The sequence below is a fragment of the Streptomyces sp. NPDC006384 genome (assembly GCF_042870695.1).
Taxonomy (GTDB): Bacteria; Actinomycetota; Actinomycetes; order Streptomycetales; family Streptomycetaceae; genus Streptomyces.
Map to the genome: position 1 here is coordinate 151,581 of NZ_JBIAHR010000002.1, position 26,888 is coordinate 178,468.

Consider the following 26,888-nt stretch of genomic DNA (forward strand, 5'->3'; position numbering starts at 1 on the left):
GGGCGCACCGGTGTCCCGGGCGCCCGCAGGAGCACCCGGGCCTACTTCTCCGCCGGCACCGGGATGTCCAGGATCACCCGCGTGCCGCGCTCCGGACCGGGGAGCATGTCGAAGGCGCCGCCCAGCTCGCCCTCCACCAGTGTGCGGACGATCTGCAGGCCGAGGTTGCCGGAGCGGTGCGGGTCGAAGTCCTCGGGCAGTCCGACGCCGTCGTCCTGGACCGTGACCAGCAGCCGGGCCTCCTTCGTCGTCCCCCCGCGGACCGCGGAGACCTCGACGACGCCGGTGTCGCCGTCACGGAAGCCGTGCTCCAGGGCGTTCTGCAGGACCTCGGTCAGCGCCATCGACAGCGGCGTCGCGATCTCGGCGTCCAGGATGCCGAAGCGGCCGGTGCGCCGGCCGGTGACCTTGCCGGGCGAGATCTCGGCGACCATGGCCAGCACGCGGTCGGCGATCTCGTCGAACTCCACGCGCTCGTCCAGATTCTGGGACAGCGTCTCGTGGACGATCGCGATCGAGCCGACCCGGCGTACCGCCTCCTCGAGCGCTTCGCGGCCGCGCTCGGACTCGATGCGCCGGGCCTGGAGCCGGAGCAGGGCCGCCACCGTCTGGAGGTTGTTCTTCACCCGGTGGTGGATCTCCCGGATGGTGGCGTCCTTGGTGATCAACTCGCGCTCGCGGCGGCGCAGTTCCGTGACGTCGCGCAGCAGCACCAGCGAACCGATGCGCGTGCCCTTGGGCTTGAGCGGGATGGCGCGGAACTGGATGACCCCGTCGTGCGCCTCGATCTCGAACTCGCGCGGCGCCCAGCCGCTGGCCACCTTGGCGAGCGCCTCGTCCACCGGTCCGCGGGACGGGGCGAGTTCGGCCGTGGTCCGGCCCAGGTCGTGGCCGACCAGGTCGGAGGCGAGCCCCATCCGGTGGTAGGCCGACAGCGCGTTCGGCGAGGCGTACTGGACGGTGCCGTCGGCGTCGAGCCGGATCAGGCCGTCGCCGACGCGCGGCGAGGCGTCCATGTCGACCTGCTGGTTCTCGAACGGGAAGGCGCCGGCCGCGATCATCTGCGCGAGGTCGGAGGCGCTCTGCAGGTAGGTGAGTTCCAGGCGGCTCGGTGTGCGCACCGTGAGCAGGTTGGTGTTGCGGGCGATGACGCCGAGGACGCGGCCCTGGCGCCGTACGGGGATGGACTCGACGCGGACCGGGACCTCCTCGCGCCACTCCGGGTCGCCCTCGCGCACGATCCGGCCCTCGTCCAGGGCGACGTCCAGCATGGGGCGGCGGCCGCGCGGCACGAGGTGGCCGACCATGTCGTCCTGGTAGGAGGTCGGCCCGGTGTTGGGACGCATCTGGGCGACGGAGACGTACCGGGTGCCGTCGCGGGTGGGAACCCACAGGACCAGGTCGGCGAAGGAGAGGTCGGAGAGGAGCTGCCACTCCGAGACCAGCAGATGGAGCCACTCGAGGTCGGAGTCGTCGAGGGCGGTGTGCTGGCGTACGAGTTCGTTCATGGAGGGCACGTGGCCGAGCGTACCTGGCGGTACGGACGGCTATCGAAATCGGCCGTTCCCCTCCGCGGCCGGGGCCCGGGGCGGGGCCGGGGACACCCGCGGGCCGCGGCGCCTGGGAGGGACCCTCAACCCTCCCGGCACCGCAGCCCGGAGCAACATCGGCCGTGGGTGTGCGGTCCCGGTCGGCCGAAGGTGAGGAGCCGGGGCAGTCAGGGCAGAGAGCACCGGTTCCTCGGTCCGTCCTCCTGTGCGGGGAGGGCGGAAGCCTGTCGTCCACCTCGCTCGAGCGGTACGGCGAGGGTCTCGCTCACCATTGTGGACTAGACCATTCGTCGTGTCCATGCGGTGAAAGGTCCGTGCCGCCGTCACCTTCGCCGGGCGTCCGGACGGTCGGCTGAAGCCTAACCCTGTTGGCTCATCCACGGGGCCAGACGGTCAGGGCAATTTCCGCGAGAGCCTCCAGCTCCGCCCTGCTCGCGCCGTCGCGCGCCTGCTGCGACATGCCCTGGATCATCGCACCGGCGTGCCGGGCGAGGGCGGCCGCGTCGGTGTGAGGCGGCAGCACACCCGCGGCGACGTCGGCCGCTATACGGCTCTCCATCGCGGCGATGCCGGCATTGCGCCGCCGCCGCAGCGACTCCTCGACCTCGGCCGTCGAGCAGTTGGCGGCCGCGTGGACGACCAGGCAGCCGTGCGGCCGGCCGGGGGCGGTGTACTCGACAGCGGCCTCCCGCAGCATCCGCTCGATCCCCGCGCGCGCGGTCGGCTCCTCGGCGAGCGCCCGCTCGGCGAAGGAGCCGTACCGCGCACCGTACTCCTGGACGACCTCCTCGAAGAGCGAGCGCTTGTCCCCGAAGGCCGCGTACAGACTGGGGGCGCCGATCTCCATGACCCGGGTGAGGTCGGAGACGGACGTGGCCTCGTACCCGTGTTCCCAGAAGGCCATCAGCGCCTTCTCCAGCGCGGTCGCGCGATCGAAGGAGCGGGGACGGCCGCGGGTCCTGCGCGCCGCACCCCGGGCCGGCGCCTCCGCCTGTCCGCTCTTGTCTCCACTCACCATGCGCACCATTTTATAACGAGCACTAGTCAAATGACGCCGGGCTGCTGTACGGTCCTTTCTGTAGCGTTCACTAGTTAATTCCGGAGGGGGCACCGGCATGGGTGCAGAGGGTGCGCTGAAGGACCGGACGGCTCTCGTCACGGGGGCGAGCCGGGGCATCGGGCGCGGGATCGCCGAGCGGCTGGGGCGGGACGGCGCGCGGGTCGCCGTGCACTACGGCAGGAACGAGACCGCGGCGAAGGAGACGGCCGCCGCGATCGAGGCGGCGGGCGGCTCGGCGTTCACGATCGGGGCCGACCTGAGTGCGCCGGGAGCCGCCGAGGCGCTGTGGGAGGAGTTCGACCGGCACGCCGACGGCCTGGACATCCTGGTGAACAACGCGGGGATCGGCAGCACGCGCCCCATAGGGGAGATGACGGAGGAGGAGTACGACGCCGTCTTCGCGGTCAACGTGAAAGCACCGTTCTTCCTCCTCAAGCACGGCATGGAGCGGCTGCGCGACGGCGGCCGGGTCATCAACATCTCGTCCGGGCTGGCCCGCTCGGCGGTCATGCCGGACAACATGGCGTACGCGATGACGAAGGGCGCGCTGGACGTGTTCTCCCGCGATCTCTCCAAGGTGCTGGGCGCCCGCGGCATCACGGTGAACTCGGTGGCGCCCGGCATCGTCGAGACCGACAACACGGCCGAGCTGCTGCACGGGAGCCCGGACGGCTGGGAGCGGGCGGCATCGTTCTCCGCACTGGGCGGGGTGGGAGCGCCGGCGGAGGTGGCCGACGTGGTCGCGTTCCTCGCCTCGCACGAGGGCCGGTGGGTCACGGGAAGCTGGGTGGACGCCACGGGGGGTTCCATGACCTGAAACCGCCGCCCGCCCGGCCGTTTCGACACGCCCGCAGGGAACTGCTCTGTTAGATTGGTCTAAACCACATGGCCGGTCCCGGGGCACCGGGCAGTTCTTCTCTTCGAAACGGCAGGCAAGCGTGGAAGTTGTCATCGTTCCCGACGCCAAGGCGGGCGGGGAGCTCATCGCCGAGGCCATGGCGCAGCTGCTGAGGCGCAAGCCCGACGCCCTGCTCGGGGTCGCCACCGGCTCGACGCCGCTGCCCGTGTACGAGGCGCTGACGGCCCGGGTGCGCTCGGGTGCCGTGGACACCGCACGGGCCAGGATCGCCCAGCTCGACGAGTACGTGGGGCTGCCCGCGGAGCACCCGGAGTCGTACCGCTCGGTGCTGCGGCGTGAGGTGCTGGAGCCCCTGGGCATCCCGATGGACGCGTTCATGGGCCCCGACGGCACCGCGGCGGACGTGCAGGCCGCGTGCGAGGCGTACGACCGCGCGCTCGGCGAGGCCGGCGGGGTCGATCTCCAGCTGCTGGGCATCGGGACCGACGGGCACATCGGGTTCAACGAGCCCTGCTCCTCGCTCGCCTCGCGGACCCGGATCAAGACGCTGACCGAGCAGACCCGTCTCGACAACGCGCGGTTCTTCGACGGCGACATCGACCAGGTGCCGCACCACGTGATCACGCAGGGCATCGGCACCATCCTGGAGGCCCGGCACCTGGTGCTGCTGGCCACCGGCGAGGGCAAGGCGGACGCGGTCGCCGCGACCGTCGAGGGCCCGGTCGCGGCCGTCTGCCCGGCCTCGGCGCTGCAGCTGCACCCGCACGCCACGGTCGTCGTCGACGAGGCCGCCGCGAGCAAGCTGAAGCTCGCCGGCTACTTCCGGCACGCCTACGCCCACAAGCCCGACTGGCAGAACCTCTGACAGTGATGATGTTCGTGGTGACGCCGCTGGTGGGACTGACCCACGTGTCCGCGCACACCCCGCGGACGCGGACACGCGCACGGGTATGAACGGCGAAGGCGCCGCACCTCCCCCCGGAGGTGCGGCGCCTTCGCCGTGCCGGGCGGCCGGGCGAGCGGGCGGCGGAGCGGGTCAGACGCCCGCGAGGACCTCGGCGGCGGCCCGGCCGCAGACGCGGGCCGCGCCGTGGGTGGCCAGGTGGAGGGCGCCGCGGGGTTCGGCCCCGGGCACACCCATCTCGACCACGACCGTGTCGGGACGGGCCGCCAGCACGGTGTCCAGGGCCGCCGCCATCCAGGGATGCCGGTGCTCGTCGCGGACGACGGCGACGATCCGGCGCGAGCCGGCCGCGGCGAGCATCTCCCGGCCCGCGTCGGTCCCGGAGAAGCTGCCGGTCCCGGTGCCGGGGAGCAGCCGGCCGAGCTCGGCGGCGATGCCCCAGGGCGTCTCGTCGCCGACCGCGATGTTGGCGACGGGGGTGAGCGCGGCGACGTAGGGCGCCTCGGTCAAGGGGGAGAAGTCCTCCGCGCCGGTCAGGCGCAGGGCGCGGCGGGCGGCGCGCAGGCCCACGTCGCCGTCGGGGGACACGGACCGCATGGCGTCCTTCCGGGCCTCCGTCCAGCGGGCCAGGGCGCGCACCCGCTCCGCCGCGTCCGCCAGCCGTTCCTCGGGCAGCTCGCCCGAGCGGACCGCGTCCACCAGGGCGTCGCGCAGGCGCCGTACGGTCTCCTCGTCGGCCAGGCCGCCGCCCACGCAGATCGCGTCGGCGCCCGCCGCGAGGGCCAGGACGCTGCCGCGTTCGATGCCGTAGGTGCCCGCGATCGCCCGCATCTCCATGCCGTCGGTGACGATCAGGCCGTCGTAGCCCATCTCGCCGCGGAGCAGGCCGGTCAGGATGCGGCGGGACAGCGTCGCCGGGTACTCGGGGTCCAGGGCGGGGACCAGGATGTGGGCGCTCATCACCGCGCGGCTGCCGGCGGCGATGGCCGCGCGGAACGGCACCAGGTCGCGCTCGGCCAGCACCGCGGCGTCCACGTCGATGCGCGGCAGGGCGTGATGGGAGTCGACGGCGGTGTCTCCGTGGCCCGGGAAGTGCTTGGTGCAGGCGGCGACGCCCGCCGACTGCAGGCCGGCGACGTAGGCGGCGGTGTGCCGGGCGACCAGGTCGGTGCCGGCGCCGAAGGACCGTACGCCGATGACCGGATTGCCGGGGTTGGAGTTGACGTCGGCGGAGGGGGCCCAGTTGAGGTTGACGCCGCAGGCCGCGAGGCGGCGGCCGAGCTCCGCGGCGACCTCGCGGGTGAGTTCCGCGTCGTCCACCGCGCCGAGGGCGAGGTTGCCGGGGAAGGAGGAGCCGGTGCGCACCTCGAGCCGGGTGACGTCGCCGCCCTCCTCGTCGATGGCGACCAGCACGTCCTCACGCTCGGCGCGCAGCTGGGCGGTGAGGGCGGCGAGCTGCTCGGCCGAGGCGATGTTGCGTCCGAACAGGCCGACGGAGGCCAGGCCCTCGCCGAGGCGGCGCAGCAGCCAGTCGGGGGCGGTGGTGCCGGTGAAGCCGGGCTGGAGGACCGTGAGCGCGTCACGGGTGAGGGTGTCGGTGGCCTTGGCGGTGGTCGTCATGGGGTGGCGTTATCCCTTCACGGCGCCGGAGGTGAGACCAGCGGCCATCTTCTTCTGGACGATCATGAAGAACGCGACGACCGGGATCGCGATCAGTGTCGACGCGGCCATGAGGGCGCCGTAGTCGGTGCCGCGGTCGGTGGTGAAGTTCATGAGCCAGACGTTGAGCGTGTACTTGTCGTTGTCCTGCAGCACGATGTAGGCGAGCAGGTACTCGTTCCACGCGTTGATCAGGGAGAAGATCGACGCCGCCGCCAGGCCGGGGGCGAGGAGCGGGAAGATCACCCGCCAGAAGGCGCCCATGCGGGAGCAGCCGTCCACCATCGCCGCCTCCTCCAGCTCCTTGGGGATGTTCACGACGAACCCGCGGATCATCCAGGTCGCGAACGGCAGCGTGGAGACGAGGTAGATGACGATCACACCCCAGTACTCGTTGATCGCTCCCAGGTCGTTCAGCTGGATGTAGAGGGGGATGAGCATGGCGGTAGGCGGCAGCAGCTGCACCAGGAGCAGCACGATCATGAAGGCCTTGCGGCCGGCGAACCGGAAGCGTCCGATGGCGAAGGCCGCGATGGTGGACAGGACCATCGCGCCGGCGACCGCGGTCACGCAGACGATGAGGCTGGACCGGATCGCGGTGCCGAAGTTGGGCGCGTCGATCGCCCGGGAGAAGTTGTCCAGGGTGAAGGACGACGGCCACAGCGTCTGGTCGTAGGACCGGATCTCGTGGTTGGGGCGCAGGGCGCTGATCACCAGCCAGTACACCGGGAAGGCCATCACCACGAAGGAGACGAGTCCGACGGCGTTGTAGAAGTGCCGGCTGCGCTTCTTGCGGTCGGGGCGCAGGGCGGGCCGCGGAGCGGACTCGAGTGCGGGCTCCGTCGCGCCCGGGGCGGTGGTGGCGGTCGTGGTGCTCACTCGACGTCTCCGATCTTGATCAGCTGGCGCAGGTAGTAGACGGCCACGCCGGACAGGAGCAGCACGGTGATCAGCGCGATGGCGGCGCCCTGGCTGAAGGAGTTCGACTCGAACGCCTTCTCGTAGGAGTACAGGCCGAGCAGGTTGTACTCCGGCTCCGGCTTGTTGCCGCGCATCAGGAAGATCTGGCCGAAGACGTTGAAGTCCCAGATCACCGAGAGCGTGGCCACCATCTGGAAGACGGGTTTGATGACGGGCCAGGTCACGTAGCGGAAGACACCCAGGCGTCCGGCGCCGTCGAGTTCCGCGGCCTCCTCCAGCTCCGCCGGCACCTGGGTGAGCGCCGCGTACAGGGTGACGGCGACGAAGGGCACCGCTCCCCACACCACGACGGCGCCGATCATGAGGAAGCCCTGTTTGGGGTCGAGCCACCAGTTGTGGCCCTGGAAGTCGAGACCGAAGTACTCGGTCAGCACCATGTTGGCGACGCCGTAGTCGGAGTCGGCGAACCAGCGGAAGATCGAGGTGGCCACGAGCAGCGGCAGCGACCAGGCGGCGATGAGCGCGCCGGTCAGCAGCAGGCGGACGGACCTGGTCATGCGCTGCATGGAGTGGGCGAGGAAGAGGCCGATGGCCATGGTGGCGACGACGCAGACGACCATGAACAGGACGGTGCGCCACAGGACGTCGTAGAACTCGCTGTCGCCGAGGATGTTGGTGAACTGCTCGAAGCCGACCCACTCGGCGGCCTGGCCGGTCCACAGTTCCTTCCGTCCCACGTCCTGGAAGGACATGATCACGGTTTTGACCAGCGGCCAGAGGAACACCGCGGCGAGGGCCACGATGGCCGGCGCGATCAGCAGGTAGGGCAGCAGGGGCCCGTTCGTCCACCGGCTTCGCCGGGGTGCGGACGGTGCCGGGCCGTCACCGCGGGGTGGCCGCGGTGCGGGCACCTTTGGGCCGGCGGTCTTGATGTCGGCGGCACTCACTGTGCTGGCCTTCCGTTCGAAGGGTTCTGCATCAAAGCGGTGGCCGGCACGCCGCGGGCGGCCGGCCACCCGACCGGCCGTGGGCCCCCCGGGGGGGGGGGCCGGCCCCCCCGGGGGGCCGCGGGGGGGGGGCGCAGTGTGGGGCGGGGTGTCTGGTGGGGGGCCCCACGCGGGGGGGGGGCCTGCGGTTCTGTGCGCCCGCCCCGCCGGGGGGGGCCCCCCCCCGGGGGGCGCCCCCCCCCCCGACCGGCCTTGCCCGGCCGTGTGGCCGGGCAAGGCACCGGAGGTCGACGAGAGTCGAGCGATACGGCTCAGGAGGTCTCGTTGATCAGCGAGTTGATCTCCGCGTCAGCCGCCTTGGTGGCCTCGGCGACCGACTTGCCCTTGAGGATGTCGAGCAGCATCGTCTCGAGCGTCTCCTTCTTCTCGATCGCGGCCCAGCCGGGGGCGATCGGGGTGAACCAGGCGTCGGGGACGGCGTTGGCGATCGGTGCCGTCTCGGGCTTGGCCTTCAGCGGCTCCAGCTGCTTGGTGTTGTTGGGCAGGATGTCCTTCTCGGCGAGCGCGGCCTGGGCCTTCTCGTTGGTGAACATCGAGATCCAGTCCTGCGCCAGGTCCTGCTGGTCGGACTTGGAGATGGTGGCCAGGTCGGATCCGCCGATGAAGGAGGGCAGGGCCTTGCCGTTCGGGCCGGGCATGCCGGCGACGGCGATCTTGTCCTTCAGCTTGGGGTTGCCGTTCGTCTTGGAGTCGACGACGCTGCCGGCCTCCCAGCCGTTGCCGTAGAGCAGGGCCGCCTTCTCGTTGGCCATGACGTTGGCGTGGTCCTGCTCGTCCTTGGTCTGGTCGCCGTTGTTGTACTTCTTGACCAGGTCGACGAAGTGCTGGATGCCCTTCTGGGCCTCCGGCGTGGACAGGGCGGCCTTCCACTCCTTGCCGCCCTCGTCGTAGGTGGCGATCTCGCCGCCGTACGCGGCGACGTAGGACATGGCGGCGTACCAGTAACGGCCCGGCAGGTACAGGGCGGAGAAGGCGTTGTCCTTCTTGTACTTGTCCTGGACCTTGTCGAGGGCCTCGATCAGGTCGGCCTCGGTCGTCGGCAGCTGGTCCGAACCGGTGCCGGCCTTGAACATGTCCTTGTTGTAGATGGCCACCCGGGCACCCGCGTAGTACGGGACGCAGTACAGCTTGCCCTCGTAGGAGCAGGTGTCCTTGAGACCCTCGATCCAGGTGTCCGAGTTGTCGTACTTCTTGGCGTCGATCTCGCCGAGGGCACCGTTGAGGATGTAGGTCATCGTCTCGGTGTTGCCGAGCTCGACCACGTCGGGGAACGAGTCGCCGGACAGGGCGGCGTCCAGCTTCTTGGTCTTGTCCGCCCACTGCTGGTACTGGACGTTGACCTTGACCCCGGGGTACTTCTTGTTGAAGTCGGCGTTGGCCTGCTCGACCAGCTCCGGCCAGCTGCTCTGGGCGTCCACCATGAGCCAGACGGTGAGTTCGCCCTTGCGGTCCTTGGGGTCCTTGCCGGCCCCGTTGTCGCCGTCGGAGCCCCCGCACGCCGCAATGGACGCCATCATGCCCGCGATACCGATCGCGGCTGTCAGCTTGCGCTTCACGCCACCCTCCTCAGGGATGCCACACAACCCCCCTGCCTCCCCGCGGTTGCTCGTCGACGCGGACCGCCCTTGGGGCCGGGACCTGGACCAATGGTGTAGACCAGTAGGGGGAGCTTGGCCCAGACCAATAGGGCTGTCAAGGGTGCGCAAGCGCCCTCCGGACGTCCGTGATGGGACCGAGATATGCAGGGACCTTTCATTGCGCAAGCGACACTTCGGACGGACCGGGGCCGGGTGGACCACCCTCTTCGGACGGCGCGCGGGGTCCCTCCGGACGGCGCGTACCACCGGCGCGGGCGGCGCTGTGGACTAGACCAACAGGGGCCTCGGAGGTATACAGAGGAGATCACGGAGCGTGCGGGATCCTCCCCGCGCGAACCCGTGCCACGATGTGAGCCGTGGCCGATAGGGGATGTCGGTCGCTTCGGCACCCGGAGCCGGGAAGGCAGAGCATGAGCACCGACGTCAGCAGTGCGGAGAACGAGGGTGGGGCGACCGTCCGTACCGCGCGCGTGCCCAAGTACTACCGACTGAAGAAGCACCTGCTCGACATGGTCCGGACGCAGGCTCCGGGCACCCCGGTCCCGCCCGAGCGCACGCTGGCCGCGGAGTTCGACACCTCGCGCACCACCGTGCGCCAGGCCCTGCAGGAACTGGTCGTCGAGGGCCGCCTCGAGCGCATCCAGGGCAAGGGCACCTTCGTCGCCAAGCCCAAGGTGTCGCAGGCGCTGCAACTCACCTCGTACACCGAGGACATGCGGGCCCAGGGCCTCGAACCCACCTCCCAACTGCTGGACATCGGCTACATCACCGCCGACGAACGCCTCGCCGGGCTGCTGGACATCACGGCCGGCGGACGGGTGCTGCGCATCGAGCGGCTGCGCATGGCCAACGGGGAGCCGATGGCCATCGAGACCACCCACCTCAGCGCCAAGCGCTTCCCGGCCCTGCGCCGGTCGCTGGTGAAGTACACGTCCCTCTACACCGCCCTCGCCGAGGTGTACGACGTCCGCCTCGCCGAGGCCGAGGAGACCATCGAGACCTCGCTGGCCACCCCGCGCGAGGCCGGTCTGCTCGGCACCGACGTCGGCCTGCCCATGCTGATGCTCTCCCGGCACTCGCGGGACCGGGACGGACAGCCGGTGGAGTGGGTGCGGTCGGTGTACCGGGGCGACCGCTACAAGTTCGTGGCCCGGCTCAAGCGGCCGCAGGACTAGACCGCAGGGCCAGGCCGCACGACTGGACTCCGCCCGTCCCGCGCGGTGCCCGGCACCGCGGTCCGGGGGGCGCGATACACGGACGAGGTCTTCCGCCGCGCCGACGGCGTCACCTAGATTTTCGTGCGCACTGCACCAGGTGACCAGCCAGGGGACGGAGCCCCCGTATGTCAGGAGTCCCGAAAGCGAGCAGAGGACCCACGGTGACGCCGGTGCGCGTCGTCATCGCCTGCTGCCTCGTCGCACCGTTCGTCGCCATGCTGTGGGTCGGTTCGTACGCCAGGAGCGAGCCGGCCTTCATCGGCATCCCGTTCTTCTACTGGTACCAGATGGCGTGGGTGCTGATCTCCACCCTGCTGACGGTGATCGCGTACAAGCTCTGGCAGCGTGACCAGCGCGCCCGCCGGGAAGGCGGTGCCGGATGAACGACGGCGTGAACGGCGTCGCACTCGCCGTCTTCGTCTTCTTCTTCGCGCTGGTCACGGCCATGGGCTTCCTGGCCGCCCGCTGGCGCAGGGCCGCGAACGAGCACAGCCTCGACGAATGGGGCCTGGGCGGCCGCTCCTTCGGCACCTGGGTCACCTGGTTCCTGCTCGGCGGCGACCTCTACACGGCGTACACCTTCGTGGCCGTCCCGGCGGCGATCTACGCGGCGGGCGCGGCCGGCTTCTTCGCGGTGCCGTACACGATCCTGGTCTACCCGCTGATCTTCACCTTCCTGCCCCGACTGTGGTCGGTCTCCCACAAGCACGGGTACGTGACGACCTCGGACTTCGTGCGCGGCCGGTTCGGCTCGAAGGGGCTGTCGCTGGCGGTCGCCGTCACCGGCATCCTCGCCACGATGCCGTACATCGCGCTCCAACTGGTCGGCATCCAGGCCGTGCTGGACGTGATGGGCGTCGGCGGCGGCGAGGACACCCACTGGTTCGTCAAGGACCTGCCGCTGCTGATCGCCTTCGGTGTGCTGGCCGCGTACACCTACTCGTCGGGGCTGCGCGCCCCGGCGCTGATCGCGTTCGTGAAGGACACGCTGATCTACCTCGTGATCGTGGTGGCGATCATCTACATCCCGATCGAGCTGGGCGGCTTCGACGACGTCTTCGCCGCGGCCGGCGACAAGTTCACCGAGGCGGGCAACGGCGGCCTGGTACCGGCCGGGACGAGCCAGTGGACGTACGCCACGCTGGCGCTCGGCTCGGCGCTCGCGCTGTTCATGTACCCGCACTCGATCACCGCGACGCTGTCCTCGCGCAGCCGTGAGGTGATCCGCCGCAACACCACGATCCTGCCGCTGTACTCACTGATGCTGGGCATGCTCGCGCTGCTGGGCTTCATGGCGATCGCGGCCGGGGTGAAGGTGAAGAACGGACAGTTGGCGATCCCGCAGCTGTTCGAGAACATGTTCCCCAACTGGTTCGCGGGCGTGGCCTTCGCGGCGATCGGCATCGGCGCGCTGGTCCCGGCGGCGATCATGTCGATCGCGGCCGCGAACCTCTTCACCCGCAACATCTACAAGGACTTCCTCAGGCCGGACGCCACCCCGGAGCAGGAGACCAAGGTCTCCAAGCTGGTGTCGCTGCTGGTGAAGGTGGGCGCGCTGGTCTTCGTCCTCGGCATGGACAAGACGGTCGCGATCAACTTCCAGCTGCTGGGCGGCATCTGGATCCTGCAGACCTTCCCGGCCCTGGTCGGCGGCCTGTTCACCCGCTGGTTCCACCGCTGGGCGCTGCTCGGCGGCTGGGCGGTCGGCATGGTCTACGGCACGGTCGCCGCGTACGGGGTGGCCTCGCCGACGCAGAAGCACTTCGGCGGCTCCGCGAAGGAGATCCCGGGCATCGGCGAGATCGGCTACATCGGTCTCACCGCCTTCGTGCTGAACGTGCTGATCACCGTGGTCCTGACCTTCGTCCTGAAGGGCCTCAAGGCGCCCGACGGCGTCGACGAGACGCAGCCGGGCGACTACACGGCGGACGCGGGCGACCCCGGCGTCCAGGTGAAGCTGCCCCCGGCCACGGCGGGTTCCTCGCACTGAACGCACCCGCGAGCGACGGGCCGCCGGAGAAATCCGGCGGCCCGTCGTCGTACCTGTCGGGCACACTCGGCGGCATGGACTTCGTGATCCGGCAGGCTGCCCCCGACGAGTACGGCACCCTCGGGGAGATCACCGCACGGGCCTATCTCCAGGACGGCCTCCTCGACTTCGGGGAGAGCGACGCGTACCTCGGCGAGCTGCGGAACGTGGCCAAGCGGGCGGCGGCCGCGGAGGTCCTGGCCGCCGTCGCGGACGGCCGCGTCCTCGGCGGCGTGACCTTCGTGCCGTCCGGCGGTCCCATGGCCGACATCGCCCGGCCCGGCGAGGCCGAGATACGCATGCTCGCCGTCGCCCACGAAGCCCGGGGACGCGGCGTGGGCGAGGCCCTCGTACGGTTCTGCGCCGACCGTGCCCGGGCCGTCGAGGGCTGTACCGGCCTCGTCCTGTCGACTCAGCAGGCGATGCGCACCGCCCACCGCCTGTACGAGCGGCTGGGCTTCGCCCGCACCCCCGACCGCGACTGGAACCCGCTGCCCGAGGTCGACGACATCGTGCTGCTCACCTACCGGCTGCCCCTGTGACACCGACGCGGCACAACATCTGGGGGTGGTCGCGGGCCGCGGCACAAGATGTATGCTCATGCTCGCTGTCGCCGCAGGGGAATCCGGTGCGAATCCGGAACTGTCCCGCAACGGTGTACTTGTGTGTTTCCGTACGTCCCCACACGTGCGCGCACGCATGTCCAGTCCGATGACCTGCCGGCAGTGCACCCGGCCGCCTTGGCCCGGGTGCCATGACGTCCGGGCCTCGTGGAATGGGCCGGTGGACGCGACGCCGCGTGCGCTCGTGAGCTGCCCCCTGCCCTCCGCAAGGCCCCGTGCCGAGCGAGGGAGTGCTCCACGTGACCATCGCGCCAGCCGATCCGGCCTCAGCGACCCCGGTGACGGTGACCGGGGAATCCGACGGACCCGGTGCCGCCCTGCTGCGGACCCTGACCGGCCTCACCGCCGACCTCCCCGACGCCGACCCCGGCCGGGTCGCCGCCGCCGCACTGCGCGGCCGCTCCGCGCGTGCCGACGAGGCGGAACTGCGGGAGCTCGCCACGGAGGCCGCCGCCGGCCTGATCTCCGAGGACCCGGCCTACTCCCGCCTCGCCGCCCGCCTGCTGACCCTCGCCATCCGCGCCGAGGCCGCCTCCCAGGGCGTCACCACCTTCACCGAGTCCGTCGCCGCCGGCCACCGCGAGGGCCTGATCGCCGACCGCACCGCCGCGTTCGTACGGCTGCACGCGGCCCGCCTGGACGCGCTGACCGATCCGGCCGCCGACGACCGCTTCGGCTACTTCGGCCTGCGCACGCTGTACAGCCGCTACCTGCTCCGGCACCCGGTCACCCGCAAGGCCGTCGAGACGCCCCAGCACTTCCTGCTGCGCGTCGCCTGCGGGCTCGCCGAGGACGACACCGACCGGGCGGTGGACGAGGTCGCCGCGCTGTACGGCCTGATGAGCCGCCTGGACTACCTGCCCTCCTCCCCCACCCTCTTCAACTCCGGCACCCGGCACGCCCAGATGTCGTCCTGCTACCTCCTGGACTCCCCCAAGGACGAGCTGGACTCCCTCTACGACCGCCTCCACCAGGTCGCCCGCCTCTCCAAGCACGCCGGCGGCATCGGCATCGCCTACTCCCGCGTCCGCGCCCGGGGTTCGCTGATCCGCGGCACCAACGGGCACTCCAACGGCATCGTCCCGTTCCTGAAGACGCTGGACGCCTCGGTCGCCGCCGTCAACCAGGGCGGCCGGCGCAAGGGCGCGGCGGCGGTCTACCTGGAGACCTGGCACGCCGACATCGAGGAGTTCCTGGAGCTGCGGGACAACACCGGCGAGGACGCCCGCCGCACCCACAACCTGAACCTCGCGCACTGGATCCCGGACGAGTTCATGCGCCGGGTGGACGCCGACGGGACCTGGTCGCTGTTCTCGCCCTCGGACGTACCGGAACTGGTCGACCTGTGGGGCGAGGAGTTCGACGCGGCCTACCGGGCGGCCGAGGCGAAGGGCCTGGCCCGCAGGACCCTGCCCGCCCGCGAGCTGTACGGCCGCATGATGCGCACCCTCGCACAGACCGGCAACGGCTGGATGACCTTCAAGGACACCGCCAACCGCACCGCCAACCAGACCGCCGAGCCCGGCCACGTCGTCCACTCCTCCAACCTCTGCACGGAGATCCTGGAGGTCACCGACGACGGGGAGACGGCGGTCTGCAACCTGGGCTCGGTCAACCTCGGCGCGTTCGTGGACCACGCGAGCGGCGACATGGACTGGGAGCGGCTGGACGCCACCGTCCGCACCGCCGTCACCTTCCTGGACCGGGTCGTCGACATCAACTTCTACCCGACCGAGCAGGCGGGCCGCTCCAACGCCCGCTGGCGCCCGGTCGGCCTCGGCGCGATGGGCCTGCAGGACGTCTTCTTCCAGCTCCGCCTGCCCTTCGACTCCCCCGAGGCCAAGGCCCTCTCCACCCGCATCGCCGAGCGGATCATGCTCGCCGCGTACGAGACCTCCGCCGGCCTCGCCGAACGCAAGGGCCCGCTGCCGGCCTGGGAGAAGACCCGTACCGCCCGGGGCGTGCTGCACCCCGACCACTACGGCGTCGAGCACACCTGGCCGGAGCGCTGGGCGGCCCTGCGCGAGCGCGTCGCCGCGACCGGCCTGCGCAACTCCCTGCTCCTCGCCATCGCCCCGACCGCCACGATCGCCTCCATCGCGGGCGTCTACGAGTGCATCGAGCCGCAGGTGTCCAACCTGTTCAAGCGCGAGACGCTGTCCGGCGAGTTCCTCCAGGTCAACTCGTACCTGGTGGACGACCTCAAGCGGCTCGGCGTGTGGGACGCCCGCACCCGCGAGGCGCTGCGCGAGGCCAACGGCTCGGTGCAGGGCCTCGCGTGGATCCCCGAGGACGTGCGCGCGCTGTACCGCACCGCCTGGGAGATCCCGCAGCGCGCCCTGATCGACATGGCCGCCGCCCGCACCCCGTACCTCGACCAGGCCCAGTCGCTGAACCTGTTCCTGGAGACGCCGACCATCGGGAAGCTCTCCTCGATGTACGCGTACGCCTGGAAGCGGGGCCTGAAGACCACCTACTACCTGCGCTCCCGCCCGGCGACCCGCATCGCCCGCGCCGCCGGCCGGGCCGCCACCGTCCCCGTGCAGGCCGCCCCGGACCCCGAAACGGTCGCCTGCTCCCTGGAGAACCCCGAGTCCTGCGAGGCCTGTCAGTGATGAACGACACCACCAAGAACCTGCTCGACCCCGGCTTCGAGCTGACCCTGCGCCCCATGCGCTACCCGGACTTCTACGAGCGCTACCGGGACGCCATCAAGAACACCTGGCACGTCGAGGAGGTCGACCTCCACTCGGACGTCTCCGACCTCGCGAAGCTCAGCCCCGAGGAACAGCACCTGATCGGGCGGCTGGTTGCCTTCTTCGCCACCGGCGACTCGATCGTCGCGAACAATCTGGTGCTCACCCTCTACAAGCACATCAACTCCCCCGAGGCGCGGCTGTACCTGAGCCGCCAGCTCTTCGAGGAGGCCGTCCACGTCCAGTTCTACCTGACGCTGCTGGACACCTACCTGCCCGACCCGGACGACCGGGCCGCCGCCTTCGCGGCGGTGGAGAACATCCCCTCGATCCGCGAGAAGGCCGAGTTCTGCTTCAGGTGGATGGACTCGGTCGAGTCGATCGACCGGCTGGAGACCAGGGCCGACCGCCGCCGCTTCCTGCTCAACCTCATCTGCTTCGCCGCGTGCATCGAGGGCCTGTTCTTCTACGGCGCCTTCGCCTACGTCTACTGGTTCCGCAGCCGGGGCCTGCTGCACGGCCTGGCCACCGGCACCAACTGGGTGTTCCGCGACGAGACGATGCACATGTCCTTCGCCTTCGACGTGGTCGACACCGTCCGCAAGGAGGAGCCGGACCTCTTCGACGAGGCGCTGGGCGAGCAGGTCACCGACATGCTGCGGGAGGCCGTCGAGGCCGAGCTGCAGTTCGCGCGCGACCTGTGCGGTGACGGCCTCCCGGGCATGAACACCGACTCGATGCGGCAGTACCTGGAGTGCGTCGCCGACCAGCGCCTGACGCGCCTCGGCTTCGCCCCGGTGTACGGCTCCGGGAACCCCTTCTCCTTCATGGAGCTCCAGGGCGTTCAGGAGCTGACCAACTTCTTCGAGCGGCGTCCCTCGGCGTACCAGGTGGCGGTGGAGGGCACCGTCGACCTGGACGAGGACTTCTGAGTCCTCGGGGTCTCCTTCCGTACGGCCTCGCGGGCCTTCCGGGTCTCCCGGTCCTGCCGGGCCTCCCTGATCTGCCGGTCGACGCGCCGTTCGCGCACGATGCCGAACACCGAGGGGAGGACCATGAGGACCAGGAGTCCGAAGGTCACGAGCATTCCGATCAGGGCTTCTGTCTGGTCTGCGGTCATGTACACCACTGTCGTGCTCCGGGCTCCCCGCCGTGAGTGGCAGGACTGCCGCAGGACCTCGATTTCCTGCCAGCCGGGGTGCACACTGACGGCATGCTGCAGAACGTGGCCGCCGTCGTGCTGGACGGCGTGCATCCCTTCGAACTCGGTGTGGTCTGCGAGGTCTTCGGCATCGACCGGAGCGACGAGGGGCTGCCGGCGTACGACTTCGCGGTGGTCTCCGCGGAGGGCCCGGCGCTGGGCACCCACGTCGGCGGGCTGACCGTCTCCACGCCGTACGGGCTGGACCGCCTGGAGGAGGCCGACCTGGTCGCCGTGCCGGCGGGGAACGACTTCGCGCGCCGGGACTTCCCGCCCGGCCTGCTGGACGCCCTGCGGCGGGCGGTGGACCGGGGCGCGCGGGTGCTGAGCGTGTGCTCCGGGGTGTTCGCGCTGGGCGCCGCCGGGCTGCTGGACGGCCGGCGCTGCGCGGTGCACTGGCGCTACGCCGAGGAGCTGGCCCGGCGCTACCCGCGGGCGGTGGTCTCGCCCGACGTGCTCTACGTCGACGAGGACCCGGTGATCACCTCCGCGGGCACGGCCGCCGGCATCGACGCCTGCCTGCACATCGTCCGCAAGGAGCAGGGCCCCCAGGTCGCCAACGGGATCGCCCGGCGCATGGTGGTGCCGCCGCACCGGGACGGCGGGCAGGCGCAGTACGTCGAGCGGCCGCTGCCGCGCTCCTCCTGCGACACCGTCGGCGAGGTGCTGGCCTGGATGGAACAGCACCTCGACGAGGAGGTCACCGTCGAGCGGCTCGCGGCCCGGGCGCACATGTCCCCGCGTACCTTCGCCCGCCGCTTCCAGCAGGAGACGGGGACGACTCCCTACCGCTGGCTCCTGCGCCAGCGCGTGCTGCAGGCCCAGCGGCTGCTGGAGGCGACGGACGAGACGATGGACGCGATCGCCTGGCGCACCGGCTTCGGTACGGCGGCGGCCCTGAGGCACCAGTTCGTCAGGGCTCTCGGCACCACCCCGCACGCCTACCGGCGCACCTTCCGCGGCCCCGGGGCCGCCGCCTGAGCCGTGTCACCCCCGGTTCACCGCGCCACGGGCCTGACCAGCAGGTCGTGCGGACGCAGTGTGATGCCGACGCGCACGGCGTCGTTCGAACCCGCCACCTGCTCGAAGCGGTACTTGGTGGCGAGCGCCGCCGTGATCAGCGTCAGCTGCGCCATGGAGAAATGGTCGCTGGGGCACTTGCGATTACCCACGCTGAACGGCCGCATGGCATATTTCGGAATTTCCTTCACCCTTTCCGGAAGCCATCGGTCCGGGTCGAACTCCAGGTGGCGGGCGTACGACTTCGGATCGCGCTGGATCGCGTACGGACTGTAGATGATGTCCGCCCCGGCCGGAATGCGATAGCCGCCGAGTTCCGTCTCCACCACGGCGCGCCGGGTCAATACCCATACGGCGGGACGCAAACGCATGGCCTCGACGATGACATTGCCGGTGTGCGTGAGCCTGCGGACGTCCTCGAATGCCACGGGACGGCCGCCGGTGACCGCTTCGACTTCGTCGCGTATGCGGTCGGCGTGTTCCGGGTGCTCGGCAAGTGCCTGCAGCAACCACATGATCGTGGAGGCGATGGTCTCGCTGCCGGGGGTGAGTATCGCGACGACCTGGTCGTGGATCTCCTGTTCCCCGATGGGATCGCCGTTGTCGTCCTTCGCCTCCAGGAGGGCCGTCAGCAGATCGTCCGGCCTCCGGCCGGAGGCGCGGCGCTCGGCGATGATCTCGTCGACCAGGAGGTGCAGGTCGGCCAGCGCCTCGTTGAACGCGCGGTTGGCCGGCAGCGGCAGCCGGTACAGCGGACCGAGCGGGACGACCATCCGCCGGTACATGCCGCGGAAGACGGTGGCCAGGGCGACGCACAGGCGCTCGGCGCGCTCGTCCATGTACTGGCCGCGCAGCAGACAGCGGGCGGCGACGCGCACGGCGACGCGGAAGGACTCGGAGGTGGCGTCGATCGTCTCCCCCGGCCGCCAGCGCTCGGTGAGCGCGTGCGCCTCCTCCTCCATGATCGGCCCGTAGGCGGGGATCGCGTCGAGCTTGAAGGCGGGCTGGATGGTACGCCGCTGGCGCCGGTGCAGCGAACCGTTGGCGGTCGCCACGCCCTCCTTGCCGACCAGGCCCTCCAGCGACTCCCACAGCGGGCCGGCGATGTGGTAGTCGGGGCTCAGCGCGAGGGCGCCGGTGAGCGCCGGGGTGGTGACCGCGTACACGGTCTTCGGACCGATCCTGATGCGCACCACGTCTCCGTGGTCACGCAGCCGGGACATGAAGGCCAGCGGGTCGCGGGCCAGCCTCCAGCCGTGCCCGAGCAGCGGGACGCCACCGCCCGCCACGGGCGGGACGCGCAGTTCCCGCGCGGGACCGGGCCGGGTCTCCGGGTCCATCGGCTCGACGGTCATTTCTCACCTGCCGCTTCGTTGTCGACGTACGGGGGTGTGGACCGGTCGTCCCAGCTGTCGACCATGTACCGGCCGGACTCGTGGTGGAACCAGTAGACGGAACTGAACCAGTTCCGCATATTGCCGACGTTGGTCCGCACGGCTCCGCTCAATTCCTTTCCGCGTACGGTTCCGTCGGCGAGTTCGCTGGCGAACCGCAATACGTCCCGTTCGGCGGCGAGGAATTCCGTGATGGTTCCCTCGACGCGTCGGCGGACTTCCCCTATCGCTTCTTCCAGGGTGAGTCGGTGATGGGTGATGAGACTGATTCCGAGATTGTGCACCTCGTCTCCCGCTATTTCCTTCGGCAGGGAGCACAGGTCGTTGTACCAGGCGGCGAATTCCTGGCTCAGCAGGGCCGCGCGCCGGTACGCGGGATGCCTGCGCACCGCGTCCGGAAGTTCGCAACCGGCGCTCGGCTCCAGCAGGTCGGTCCAGATCCGGTGCGCGAAGGTGAGCCGGCGCAGTGCGAGGTACTCCTCGACACCGGGCACGATCCCATGGGTCCGGTTGTGGAACTCCCGGTCGTACGCGTCGATCACCGCGTGGAAGTGCCGGGCGAACCGGGCGTTCCACGTGGGCGACAGGAAGGCGTACAGCCGCAGCACGCTGTCGGCGAACCCGGCGACCAGCGCGTCCTCGTGGTGCAGATGGTCCGCGGGTGAGTCCAGTGCCGTGTGCAGACGGTCCCGCAGTCGCCGCCAGGCGGCGGGGCGGCCGTGGACGATGTCGCGGTCGTGCCGGTCGTCCCAGACGAAGAACCACGCGCTGTAGTCGGCTATCGCCTGGAGCACCTCGTCGGGGGCGCCGAGGTAGTACCCCGCCATCAGATCCGTGTAGCACAGGCCGTCGGCATATTCCGCGACCTTGTCCGCCGGCATGAGCCGTTTTTCGAGCAGCCAGGTCCGGGTGTTCTCCTGGAGCTTCGGCCAATACGGGTGCAACTGCCGGGGAAATGCCGCCTCGATCACCGGGAGTGAGAGCTGCGGTGGAACTGCGGTCGTGGTCGGTGTCGCTGTGGTGCCGTGGGAGAAAGCATGCACGAACAAACCCCTCTCAGCCGCCGGTGACGCACCCCTCTCGCCGAGCAGGGTGTGCGCCGTTGCGTATCCCCGTCCTTCCATTCAGCACCACAACTGACCGCTCTGGGAACGGATTTGCCAAATTCACCACCCTACGGTGCCGGAATTCTCCTGTTGTGTGGCGGCTTTTGGATCTCCGGGTGGACGGGAGGGCGCGAACGGGCGACGGAACGACGAACGGCGCCCGCTCGGACGGATCCGAACGGGCGCCGTACGCCCGGGGCTGGTGGGCCGGAGGAGAAGTCAGTCGTTCGCGACCACGGGGTAGCGCGGCTCGTTCTCGGCCATCTGCCGCAGCGCGTCCTTGCGTTCGCGCTTGGAGAGCCGGTCGATGTAGAGGTACCCGTAGAGGTGGTCGGTCTCGTGCTGGAGGCAGCGGGCGAAGTAGCCGGTGCCGCGCACCCTGATGGGGTTGCCCTTCTCGTCCTGCCCCGTCACCTCGGCGTAGTCGGGACGGGCGAGCGGCGCGTAGGCGGTCGGCACGGACAGACAGCCCTCGTTGCTGTCGTCCAGGCGCCGCCGGTCGGCGGGGAGTTCGACCAGCTTGGGGTTGCAGACCACGCCGACGTGGCGGACGCCCTCGTCGTCGGGGCAGTCGTAGACGAAGACCTTCTTGTCGACGCCGATCTGGTTGGCGGCCAGGCCCACGCCCTCGGCGGTGCGCTGGCTGGCGAACATGTCCGCGACCAGCTGCTGGAACTCCTCGCCGAAGTCGGTGACGTCCTGGCACTCCTTGTGCAGCACCGGGTTGCCGACCACCGTGATCGGCCGCGAGGTCCCGCGCTCACGCCAGGCCGTCTCGCGCTCCTCGCAGTCCTCGGTGTCGACGACGAAGCCCTCGTCGTCCACGGGGAGCACGCCCGCGTGCTGCTGATCGGTGTCCTGCTGCGCCATGACCGACGTGTGCCTTCCTCATGAAACCCGGATCGATGCCTGGTACAGGGTACGGGGAAAGGGGCGTCGGTCTCAGCAGACCTCTTCGAGATCACGCCAGTCCCGGGAGTCCGGGCTGTCCGCGACCCATCCGTCCAGCAGCCCCCGGACGAGGGAGGCCGGCGCGGCCACCCCGCACTCGCGCTCCGGCACCCACAGCTGCCCGTCGGTGCGGTGGCCCAGCGGCCCCGGATGCCCCGGCTCGCTGTGGTCGTGCGGGTCGAGGTGCTCACCGTCGCCCTCGTCGGACGGCATCCGGGACTCCGAGCACATCCGGCACAGCAGCCGCACGGAGGACGACCAGTCCTCGGCGGCGAAACCGGCGTCGGCGGCCAGCTGCTCCAGGGCGTCCCGGTCGGCCTCGGTGGCGGCCTCCAGGAGGACCACCCAGGTGGGCACGGGCGACGGCGCCCACAGCTCGATCTCGTCGAAGACCGGGTAGGCGTGCCCGGCGGCCGTGGTCCGCTCCCCGTGCGGTACCCCGTCGTGCAGCACGACCTCGCCCCAGCGCCGCCCGGAGGACGGCAGCGGGATGGACAGCACCTCGATGCGGGCGGGGTCCAGCCGCCGCCCCCACACCACCTCGGCCTCCCCCTCCGGGGACAGCCGTACGGCCGCGCTGCCGAGGTCCATGCCGAGGGGCTCACCCGCGTCGGTGGCGTCGCCGGGCGTCTTCAGTCCGTAGGCCTGCCAGGCGCGGCGGGCCAGCGGCCAGTCCTGCAGGGCGGTCGCGGCGATGCCGACGTTCCACCAGTCGGGCGCCCCGCCGTCCCGGTCGAGCAGCGCCACGGCCCTCAGGCCCGCCGCTCTGGCCTGTTCCCAGTCGTGCCGGAACTTGTGCAGCAGGGCGAGGTTGAACCACGACTCCGACAGCCAGGGCTCCAGATCGGCGGCGCGCGTCAGCAGCGCGCCCGCGTCCTCGTAGCGACCGTCGCCGATCAGCGTGAACGCACGGTCGGTGGCCTGCCGCCAGGAGGCGGAGGGCCGGTGCCGTCCCTTGCCGAAGATCCTCACGATTCCCGCCTGCCAGTTCCGTTTTCAGTGGGCTGGCCGTGCCCTTCCGCGCCCCCGGACACCCTCTCCCGCGCATCAAACCACGTACGGCCTCGAGGGCGCTCATTACCCATGGGTTACCCAGCCGCGGGCGAGGTAAGGCTGCCCCGGGCCAGCACCCGGGCCAGTGCTTCCACGACCTCGGGAGCGTAGTCGTCCGCGGTGGCCAGGCGCAGCTCCTCCAGCGCACGCAGGCCTCCGCCGGGCCCGGCGTCCCGCGCCTTCTCCTCGTAGGCGTTCACGGCGCGGACGATGCGCGCGGCGACCGGCTGCTCCCGGCACGGGTCGGCCTGCCGCTCCACGACCACGGCGACCGCCGCGTCGACGCCGGTCCGGCGTACGACGGCTCCGCCGAGCAGCGCGATCCGGCGCTGCTCGGCGACGGGCAGGCCGGCGGTGGCGCCCGCCGGGACCGGGTCGACGAGGCTGAGCTGTCCGATGTCGTGCATGAGGGCCGCGTACTCCAGCACCGTCAGCTCGGGCCCGGTCAGCCCCAGGTCCCGTCCGACGGCCGTGCTCAGCTCGGCGACGCGCCGGGCGTGGCCGGCCGGGGTGCAGCCGGCGATCTCGGTGGCCCGGGCGAGGGAGGCGATGGTCTGCCGATAGGTGGCGCGGACGGCGGCGTACCGACGGTAGGACAGCTGGGCGAGCAGCAGCGGCACGGAGAGGACGGGCAGCGCCCACAGGCCCGCGACGGCCACCGCGAGCGCCATCACCGCGCCCGTCGCGCACACCGCGGAGGCGATGCCGGCCATGCCCCGCAGCTCCTCGCGCAGCAGCGGACCGAAGGGCCAGCCGGTGCGCGCGTGCGCGGGCGCCGCGGCGAGCACGGCGTCGCACAGCACGGTCAGGACGAGCAACGCGGTCAGCAGCAGCGCGTGGGCGGGGCCGCTCCAGTCGCGGAAGGTGCCCTGGGCGGCCGGCGGCCGGAAGCACACCGCGGCGAAGGTGACGGTGAGCAGGCGTCGTGCCAGGTGGTCGAGCACGGGTCCGTGTCCGCGCGCGATGTGCGGGACGCTGCCGAGCAGGGAGGCCGCGAGCACGACGGTGACGGTCTGGGCGACCCCGTGGTGGGTGGCCCGCCCGGCGTTGTCGCCGAGCAGCGCGTACGCCGACGCCCCGGCGGCCGCGAGCGGCGCCGTCTCCCGGCCCTCGCCCTTGCGGCGGGTGAGTTCGCCGAGCGCGACGAGCGCCCCGAAGGCGAGGGCGACGGGGCGCTCGACGATCCCCGTCCACAGCACGCAGCCGAGGCAGCCGAGGGCGAGGAGGGCGGCACCGGTGTGCATCAGGAGGAGCACCGCGGGAGTACGCGCCCCCGTCCCGCCCCGCACCCGGCGACCCGCCCACGGCCGGCGCCCGGCGGACCCGGCCCCGACCACCCGCGACGAGGTCACGCCCCACCGCCCCCGACAGACCTGTCCGACAGCGCCCGGCCCGGCAGCCCGACGTCCCGGAGGGCGCGAACCTGGAGGGCAGAGCCCACGACACCACGGCCCCGCGGCGTCAGACCCCCGAGCGCACACCCCCGCAACACCCGGGCACCGGGCGCACCGCCCCCGAGGCCGCCGCCGCACGAAAGCCCCGCGTGCCGCCCGGGCGGCGTCACGAGGTCCCCCTTCCGACGCTGTCGCGCACGTCCTCCTCCACGCGGGCGCACTGGGTGCCGGTGCCGGGCGGGCAGCCCACCGCGGTGTCGGAGGTCACCGCCGGGTGCCAGCCGTGGCGTCCGAGGGCCCGGGCCAGCGCGCCGACCATCCGGGGGTCGAACTGGCTCCCCGCGCACCGCTGCAGTTCCGCGACGGCCGCCTCGACGGGCCGCGCCCTGCTGTAGGAACGGGTGGAGGTCATCGCGTCGAAGGCGTCGGCGACGGCGACCACCCGGGCCGACTCGGGGATCTGGCCGCCCGCCAGCCCGTAGGGGTACCCGCTGCCGTCCAGCCGTTCATGGTGATGCAGTACGGCGGCCCGGGCCTCGCCGAGGAAACGGATGCCGCGCACCATCTCGTGCCCGTACTCGGGGTGCAGTTCGAGCACGCGCCGTTCCTCGGGCGTCAGCGGCCCGTCCTTGCGCAGCAGCCGCGTGGGCACCCCGAGCTTGCCCACGTCGTGCAGGATCCCGGCGAAGCGGAGCGTCTCGACGCGTTCGTCGTCCAGGCCCAGCTCGCGGGCGATCATCATCGCGGCGTGGCCGACGCGTTCGCTGTGCCCGCGCGTGTAGCCGTCCTTGATGTCGACGGCCTGCACGAGGGCGCGGATGGTCGCCTGGTGCGCGGCCCTCTCGCGGTGGTACTGGGCCAGCGCCCACCAGGCCACCCACATCGGCGGCAGCACGAGCAGCGCGGCGACGGGGCCGTACGGGCTGCGCCACAGGACGGCCATCATGAGCCCGGCGAGGCCGTGCACGGCGATCGGGGCGAGCGACCGGAGGAACAGCCCCTGCCACGCCCTGCGCGCCGGCACCCGGTCCGCCAGGGCCAGTATCCCGCCGTCCAGCAGGGCCAGGACCAGGCAGAACGCCGTCACGGCGGCCCCGGCCGGGACGAGCGCGCCGGGGAAGTCCGGGGTCGCCACCGCGTCCCGGCCACCGAGCCTCCCGTGCACCCCGGCCGCCGCCCACACCGCGAGCGCGAGCTGCGCGGCCCGCCAGCACCGGCGCAGGAGGACCGGGCGCCGGTCCACCGGGGACAGCAGCGCCCCCGGCAGCGCCACGAGCGCGGCGGCCGGGGGCGGCAGCAGGAAAGCGCCGGCCAGCAGGACGGGGTAACAGGTGCCGAAGCCGTCGAAACGGGACCGGGCGACCTGCTCACAGCCCGCGTACAGCGCGGCGAGCAGCAGTACGGCCCACCAGGGCGTGTGCGGCCCGGACAGCGGGCGCAGGCACAGCAGCAGGGCCGCGAGGACGACACCGGCGACGTACGCACGCGCCCGTGCCGGTACCGCGTCCATGAGCACCTCCCCCGGCCATGCCTGTCAGGCTCCGGAGCCTAGGGCGGCGCGAGGGAGGGGCGGGCGGACAACCCGCGGATTAGCACGTACGGGTGACAGGAGGCGGGCGCGGGGCGCGCCCGGACTCTCAGGTCTCCTGCGGGGTCGGCGGCGCGGCTGTGACGTCGTGCTCGGGCACCGACTGGCCCGAGCGGATCAGGTCGATCCGCCCCATGACCTTGGACCGCAGGTCACCCGGCACGTCGTCCTGTCCGCAGCACCGCTTGACCAGCTTCTTCACGGCCTGCTCCAGCCCGTACTTCTCCAGACAGGGCGAACACTCCTCGAAGTGGTGCTCGAACTTCACGCAGTCCGAGTCCGGCATCTCCCGGTCGAGGAACTCGTAGAGATGATCGAGGATTTCGCTGCAATCCGTCTCGTGCGGCTCTCCGCAGCTCATGACCCCGAGCCTTTCGCTTCGTTCGACTCTCCGGCGCCGGCGGGGACCAGTCCGCGCTCGCGGGCGTAGTCCTCCAGCATGCCGCGCAGCTGACGGCGTCCACGGTGCAGCCGGGACATGACCGTACCGATGGGTGTCCCCATGATGTCCGCGATCTCCTTGTAGGCAAAGCCCTCGACATCCGCGAGATACACGGCGATGCGGAATTCCTCGGGGATCGCCTGGAGCGCCTGCTTCACGTCCGAGTCGGGCAGGTGGTCGAGCGCCTGCGACTCGGCGGAGCGCAGACCCGTCGACATGTGCGACTCGGCGCGCGCGAGCTGCCAGTCCTCGATCTCCTCGGCCGCGCTGCGCTGGGGTTCGCGCTGCTTCTTGCGGTACGAGTTGATGAAGGTGTTGGTGAGGATGCGGTACAGCCACGCCTTGAGGTTGGTGCCCTCGCGGAACTGGTGGAAGGACGCGTACGCCTTGGCGTAGGTCTCCTGCACCAGGTCCTCGGCGTCGGCCGGGTTGCGCGTCATGCGCAGCGCGGCCGAGTACATCTGGTCGAGGAACTCGAGCGCGTCCCGCTCGAAGCGCGCGCTGCGCTCCGCGGCCGACTCCGCGCCCGTGCCCCGGCCCTCGGGCTGCTCCGCCTGGCCGTGCTCGGTCCCTGCGTCGGTCCCAGTGACCGGACCCACCTCCTCCAGTGATGTCA

General features: G+C 71.3%; 24 protein-coding genes and 1 riboswitch. Of the genes, 9 read left to right on the forward strand and 15 right to left on the reverse strand.

Features of this window, described 5'->3' with window-relative positions; all coding sequences use genetic code 11:
* Nucleotides 1-41: 41 nt before the first annotated feature.
* Entirely contained in the window at nt 42-1,517 is a 1,476-nt protein-coding gene (locus ACFYOJ_RS02750; RefSeq protein ID WP_356550367.1) for a PAS domain-containing sensor histidine kinase, read from the reverse strand.
* 406 nt (nt 1,518-1,923) lie between these two features.
* Complete coding sequence (locus ACFYOJ_RS02755; RefSeq protein ID WP_356550368.1) at nt 1,924-2,568, reverse strand: TetR/AcrR family transcriptional regulator; 645 nt, start codon at nt 2,566-2,568, stop codon at nt 1,924-1,926.
* 97 nt (nt 2,569-2,665) lie between these two features.
* Here ACFYOJ_RS02755 and ACFYOJ_RS02760 point away from each other — a divergent pair, with 97 nt between their 5' ends.
* Both ACFYOJ_RS02760 and nagB read left to right on the forward strand, forming a co-directional pair.
* Nucleotides 2,666-3,427: an SDR family oxidoreductase gene (locus ACFYOJ_RS02760; RefSeq protein ID WP_356550369.1), complete on the forward strand. Its 762-nt coding sequence runs from the start codon at nt 2,666-2,668 to the stop codon at nt 3,425-3,427.
* A 121-nt stretch (nt 3,428-3,548) separates the two neighbouring features.
* Nucleotides 3,549-4,334, forward strand: coding sequence for a glucosamine-6-phosphate deaminase (gene nagB, locus ACFYOJ_RS02765; protein WP_356550371.1), 786 nt, complete (start codon nt 3,549-3,551; stop codon nt 4,332-4,334).
* Nucleotides 4,335-4,505: 171 nt separating this feature from the next.
* On the opposite strand, the gene ACFYOJ_RS02770 is transcribed toward nagB, so the two are convergent.
* The 4 genes from ACFYOJ_RS02770 to ACFYOJ_RS02785 all read right to left on the reverse strand — a co-directional run bounded on the left by ACFYOJ_RS02770 (nt 4,506) and on the right by ACFYOJ_RS02785 (nt 9,516).
* A complete protein-coding gene (locus ACFYOJ_RS02770; RefSeq protein ID WP_356550372.1) occupies nt 4,506-5,993 on the reverse strand; it encodes a glycoside hydrolase family 3 protein in 1,488 nt (495 codons plus the stop codon).
* Nucleotides 5,994-6,002: 9 nt separating this feature from the next.
* Nucleotides 6,003-6,911, reverse strand: coding sequence for a carbohydrate ABC transporter permease (locus ACFYOJ_RS02775; RefSeq protein WP_388596104.1), 909 nt, complete (start codon nt 6,909-6,911; stop codon nt 6,003-6,005).
* A complete protein-coding gene (locus ACFYOJ_RS02780) occupies nt 6,908-7,900 on the reverse strand; it encodes a sugar ABC transporter permease (protein WP_356550373.1) in 993 nt (330 codons plus the stop codon). The genes ACFYOJ_RS02775 and ACFYOJ_RS02780 overlap by 4 nt, the downstream gene beginning before the upstream one ends.
* Before the next feature lie 311 nt (nt 7,901-8,211).
* Nucleotides 8,212-9,516, reverse strand: coding sequence for a sugar ABC transporter substrate-binding protein (locus tag ACFYOJ_RS02785; protein ID WP_356550374.1), 1,305 nt, complete (start codon nt 9,514-9,516; stop codon nt 8,212-8,214).
* Between the two features lie 452 nt (nt 9,517-9,968).
* Here ACFYOJ_RS02785 and ACFYOJ_RS02790 point away from each other — a divergent pair, with 452 nt between their 5' ends.
* The 6 genes from ACFYOJ_RS02790 to ACFYOJ_RS02815 all read left to right on the forward strand — a co-directional run bounded on the left by ACFYOJ_RS02790 (nt 9,969) and on the right by ACFYOJ_RS02815 (nt 17,055).
* Nucleotides 9,969-10,733, forward strand: a complete 765-nt coding sequence (locus ACFYOJ_RS02790) for a GntR family transcriptional regulator (protein ID WP_356550376.1) — start codon at nt 9,969-9,971, stop codon at nt 10,731-10,733.
* Between the two features lie 167 nt (nt 10,734-10,900).
* On the forward strand, nt 10,901-11,158 hold the full coding sequence (locus ACFYOJ_RS02795) for a DUF3311 domain-containing protein (RefSeq protein ID WP_356550378.1): 258 nt from the start codon (nt 10,901-10,903) through the stop codon (nt 11,156-11,158).
* On the forward strand, nt 11,155-12,765 hold the full coding sequence (gene mctP / locus ACFYOJ_RS02800; protein ID WP_356550380.1) for a monocarboxylate uptake permease MctP: 1,611 nt from the start codon (nt 11,155-11,157) through the stop codon (nt 12,763-12,765). The genes ACFYOJ_RS02795 and mctP overlap by 4 nt, the downstream gene beginning before the upstream one ends.
* 74 nt (nt 12,766-12,839) lie before the next feature.
* On the forward strand, nt 12,840-13,346 hold the full coding sequence (locus tag ACFYOJ_RS02805; protein WP_356550382.1) for a GNAT family N-acetyltransferase: 507 nt from the start codon (nt 12,840-12,842) through the stop codon (nt 13,344-13,346).
* Nucleotides 13,347-13,362: 16 nt separating this feature from the next.
* A riboswitch (cobalamin riboswitch) is annotated at nt 13,363-13,543 on the forward strand.
* Between the two features lie 123 nt (nt 13,544-13,666).
* The gene (locus tag ACFYOJ_RS02810; protein WP_356550383.1) at nt 13,667-16,042 is read left to right on the forward strand and encodes a ribonucleoside-diphosphate reductase subunit alpha; all 2,376 of its coding nucleotides are present in this window, start codon (nt 13,667-13,669) and stop codon (nt 16,040-16,042) included.
* Entirely contained in the window at nt 16,042-17,055 is a 1,014-nt protein-coding gene (locus ACFYOJ_RS02815; protein WP_356550385.1) for a ribonucleotide-diphosphate reductase subunit beta, read from the forward strand. The genes ACFYOJ_RS02810 and ACFYOJ_RS02815 overlap by 1 nt, the downstream gene beginning before the upstream one ends.
* Here the strand turns inward: ACFYOJ_RS02815 and ACFYOJ_RS02820 are convergent.
* Nucleotides 16,968-17,243 (reverse strand): hypothetical protein, encoded by a 276-nt coding sequence (locus ACFYOJ_RS02820; RefSeq protein ID WP_356550387.1) that lies wholly within the window; start codon nt 17,241-17,243, stop codon nt 16,968-16,970. The genes ACFYOJ_RS02815 and ACFYOJ_RS02820 overlap by 88 nt on opposite strands.
* 93 nt (nt 17,244-17,336) lie before the next feature.
* Between ACFYOJ_RS02820 and ACFYOJ_RS02825 the strand changes: the two genes are divergently transcribed.
* Complete coding sequence (locus tag ACFYOJ_RS02825; RefSeq protein WP_356550389.1) at nt 17,337-18,305, forward strand: helix-turn-helix domain-containing protein; 969 nt, start codon at nt 17,337-17,339, stop codon at nt 18,303-18,305.
* Between the two features lie 17 nt (nt 18,306-18,322).
* Here the strand turns inward: ACFYOJ_RS02825 and ACFYOJ_RS02830 are convergent, their stop codons facing one another.
* The 8 genes from ACFYOJ_RS02830 to sigR form a co-directional block, all read right to left on the reverse strand.
* Nucleotides 18,323-19,699 (reverse strand): cytochrome P450, encoded by a 1,377-nt coding sequence (locus ACFYOJ_RS02830; RefSeq protein WP_356550391.1) that lies wholly within the window; start codon nt 19,697-19,699, stop codon nt 18,323-18,325.
* Nucleotides 19,696-20,781: an epi-isozizaene synthase gene (cyc1, locus tag ACFYOJ_RS02835; protein WP_356550392.1), complete on the reverse strand. Its 1,086-nt coding sequence runs from the start codon at nt 20,779-20,781 to the stop codon at nt 19,696-19,698. Before cyc1 ends, ACFYOJ_RS02830 begins: the two co-directional genes overlap by 4 nt.
* Nucleotides 20,782-21,063: 282 nt before the next feature.
* Entirely contained in the window at nt 21,064-21,714 is a 651-nt protein-coding gene (gene def, locus ACFYOJ_RS02840) for a peptide deformylase (RefSeq protein ID WP_356550394.1), read from the reverse strand.
* 72 nt (nt 21,715-21,786) lie between these two features.
* Nucleotides 21,787-22,767 carry a hypothetical protein gene (locus ACFYOJ_RS02845; protein WP_356550395.1) on the reverse strand — a complete coding sequence of 327 codons (981 nt, stop codon included), beginning with the start codon at nt 22,765-22,767 and terminating at the stop codon, nt 21,787-21,789.
* A 116-nt stretch (nt 22,768-22,883) separates the two neighbouring features.
* A complete protein-coding gene (locus ACFYOJ_RS02850) occupies nt 22,884-24,092 on the reverse strand; it encodes a metal-dependent phosphohydrolase (protein ID WP_356550810.1) in 1,209 nt (402 codons plus the stop codon).
* 316 nt (nt 24,093-24,408) lie between these two features.
* Nucleotides 24,409-25,752, reverse strand: coding sequence for an HD-GYP domain-containing protein (locus tag ACFYOJ_RS02855; RefSeq protein ID WP_356550397.1), 1,344 nt, complete (start codon nt 25,750-25,752; stop codon nt 24,409-24,411).
* Nucleotides 25,753-25,879: 127 nt separating this feature from the next.
* A complete protein-coding gene (gene rsrA / locus ACFYOJ_RS02860; protein ID WP_356550399.1) occupies nt 25,880-26,191 on the reverse strand; it encodes a mycothiol system anti-sigma-R factor in 312 nt (103 codons plus the stop codon).
* Complete coding sequence (sigR, locus tag ACFYOJ_RS02865; RefSeq protein ID WP_205614659.1) at nt 26,188-26,871, reverse strand: RNA polymerase sigma factor SigR; 684 nt, start codon at nt 26,869-26,871, stop codon at nt 26,188-26,190. Before sigR ends, rsrA begins: the two co-directional genes overlap by 4 nt.
* Between the last annotated feature and the right edge of the window lie 17 nt (nt 26,872-26,888).

Bases quoted from the DNA above. Each gene is read 5' to 3' on its own strand.
- ACFYOJ_RS02755 (WP_356550368.1), bottom strand. From the start codon at position 2,568: ATGGTGAGTGGAGACAAGAGCGGACAGGCGGAGGCGCCGGCCCGGGGT.
- ACFYOJ_RS02855 (WP_356550397.1), bottom strand. From the start codon at position 25,752: ATGGACGCGGTACCGGCACGGGCGCGTGCGTACGTCGCCGGTGTCGTC.
- ACFYOJ_RS02805 (WP_356550382.1), top strand. From the start codon at position 12,840: ATGGACTTCGTGATCCGGCAGGCTGCCCCCGACGAGTACGGCACCCTC.
- rsrA (WP_356550399.1), bottom strand. From the start codon at position 26,191: ATGAGCTGCGGAGAGCCGCACGAGACGGATTGCAGCGAAATCCTCGAT.
- def (WP_356550394.1), bottom strand. From the start codon at position 21,714: ATGGCGCAGCAGGACACCGATCAGCAGCACGCGGGCGTGCTCCCCGTG.
- ACFYOJ_RS02760 (WP_356550369.1), top strand. From the start codon at position 2,666: ATGGGTGCAGAGGGTGCGCTGAAGGACCGGACGGCTCTCGTCACGGGG.
- ACFYOJ_RS02825 (WP_356550389.1), top strand. From the start codon at position 17,337: ATGCTGCAGAACGTGGCCGCCGTCGTGCTGGACGGCGTGCATCCCTTC.
- ACFYOJ_RS02795 (WP_356550378.1), top strand. From the start codon at position 10,901: ATGTCAGGAGTCCCGAAAGCGAGCAGAGGACCCACGGTGACGCCGGTG.
- ACFYOJ_RS02850 (WP_356550810.1), bottom strand. From the start codon at position 24,092: ATGCACACCGGTGCCGCCCTCCTCGCCCTCGGCTGCCTCGGCTGCGTG.
- ACFYOJ_RS02790 (WP_356550376.1), top strand. From the start codon at position 9,969: ATGAGCACCGACGTCAGCAGTGCGGAGAACGAGGGTGGGGCGACCGTC.
- mctP (WP_356550380.1), top strand. From the start codon at position 11,155: ATGAACGACGGCGTGAACGGCGTCGCACTCGCCGTCTTCGTCTTCTTC.
- ACFYOJ_RS02770 (WP_356550372.1), bottom strand. From the start codon at position 5,993: ATGACGACCACCGCCAAGGCCACCGACACCCTCACCCGTGACGCGCTC.
- ACFYOJ_RS02820 (WP_356550387.1), bottom strand. From the start codon at position 17,243: ATGACCGCAGACCAGACAGAAGCCCTGATCGGAATGCTCGTGACCTTC.
- ACFYOJ_RS02830 (WP_356550391.1), bottom strand. From the start codon at position 19,699: ATGACCGTCGAGCCGATGGACCCGGAGACCCGGCCCGGTCCCGCGCGG.
- ACFYOJ_RS02815 (WP_356550385.1), top strand. From the start codon at position 16,042: ATGAACGACACCACCAAGAACCTGCTCGACCCCGGCTTCGAGCTGACC.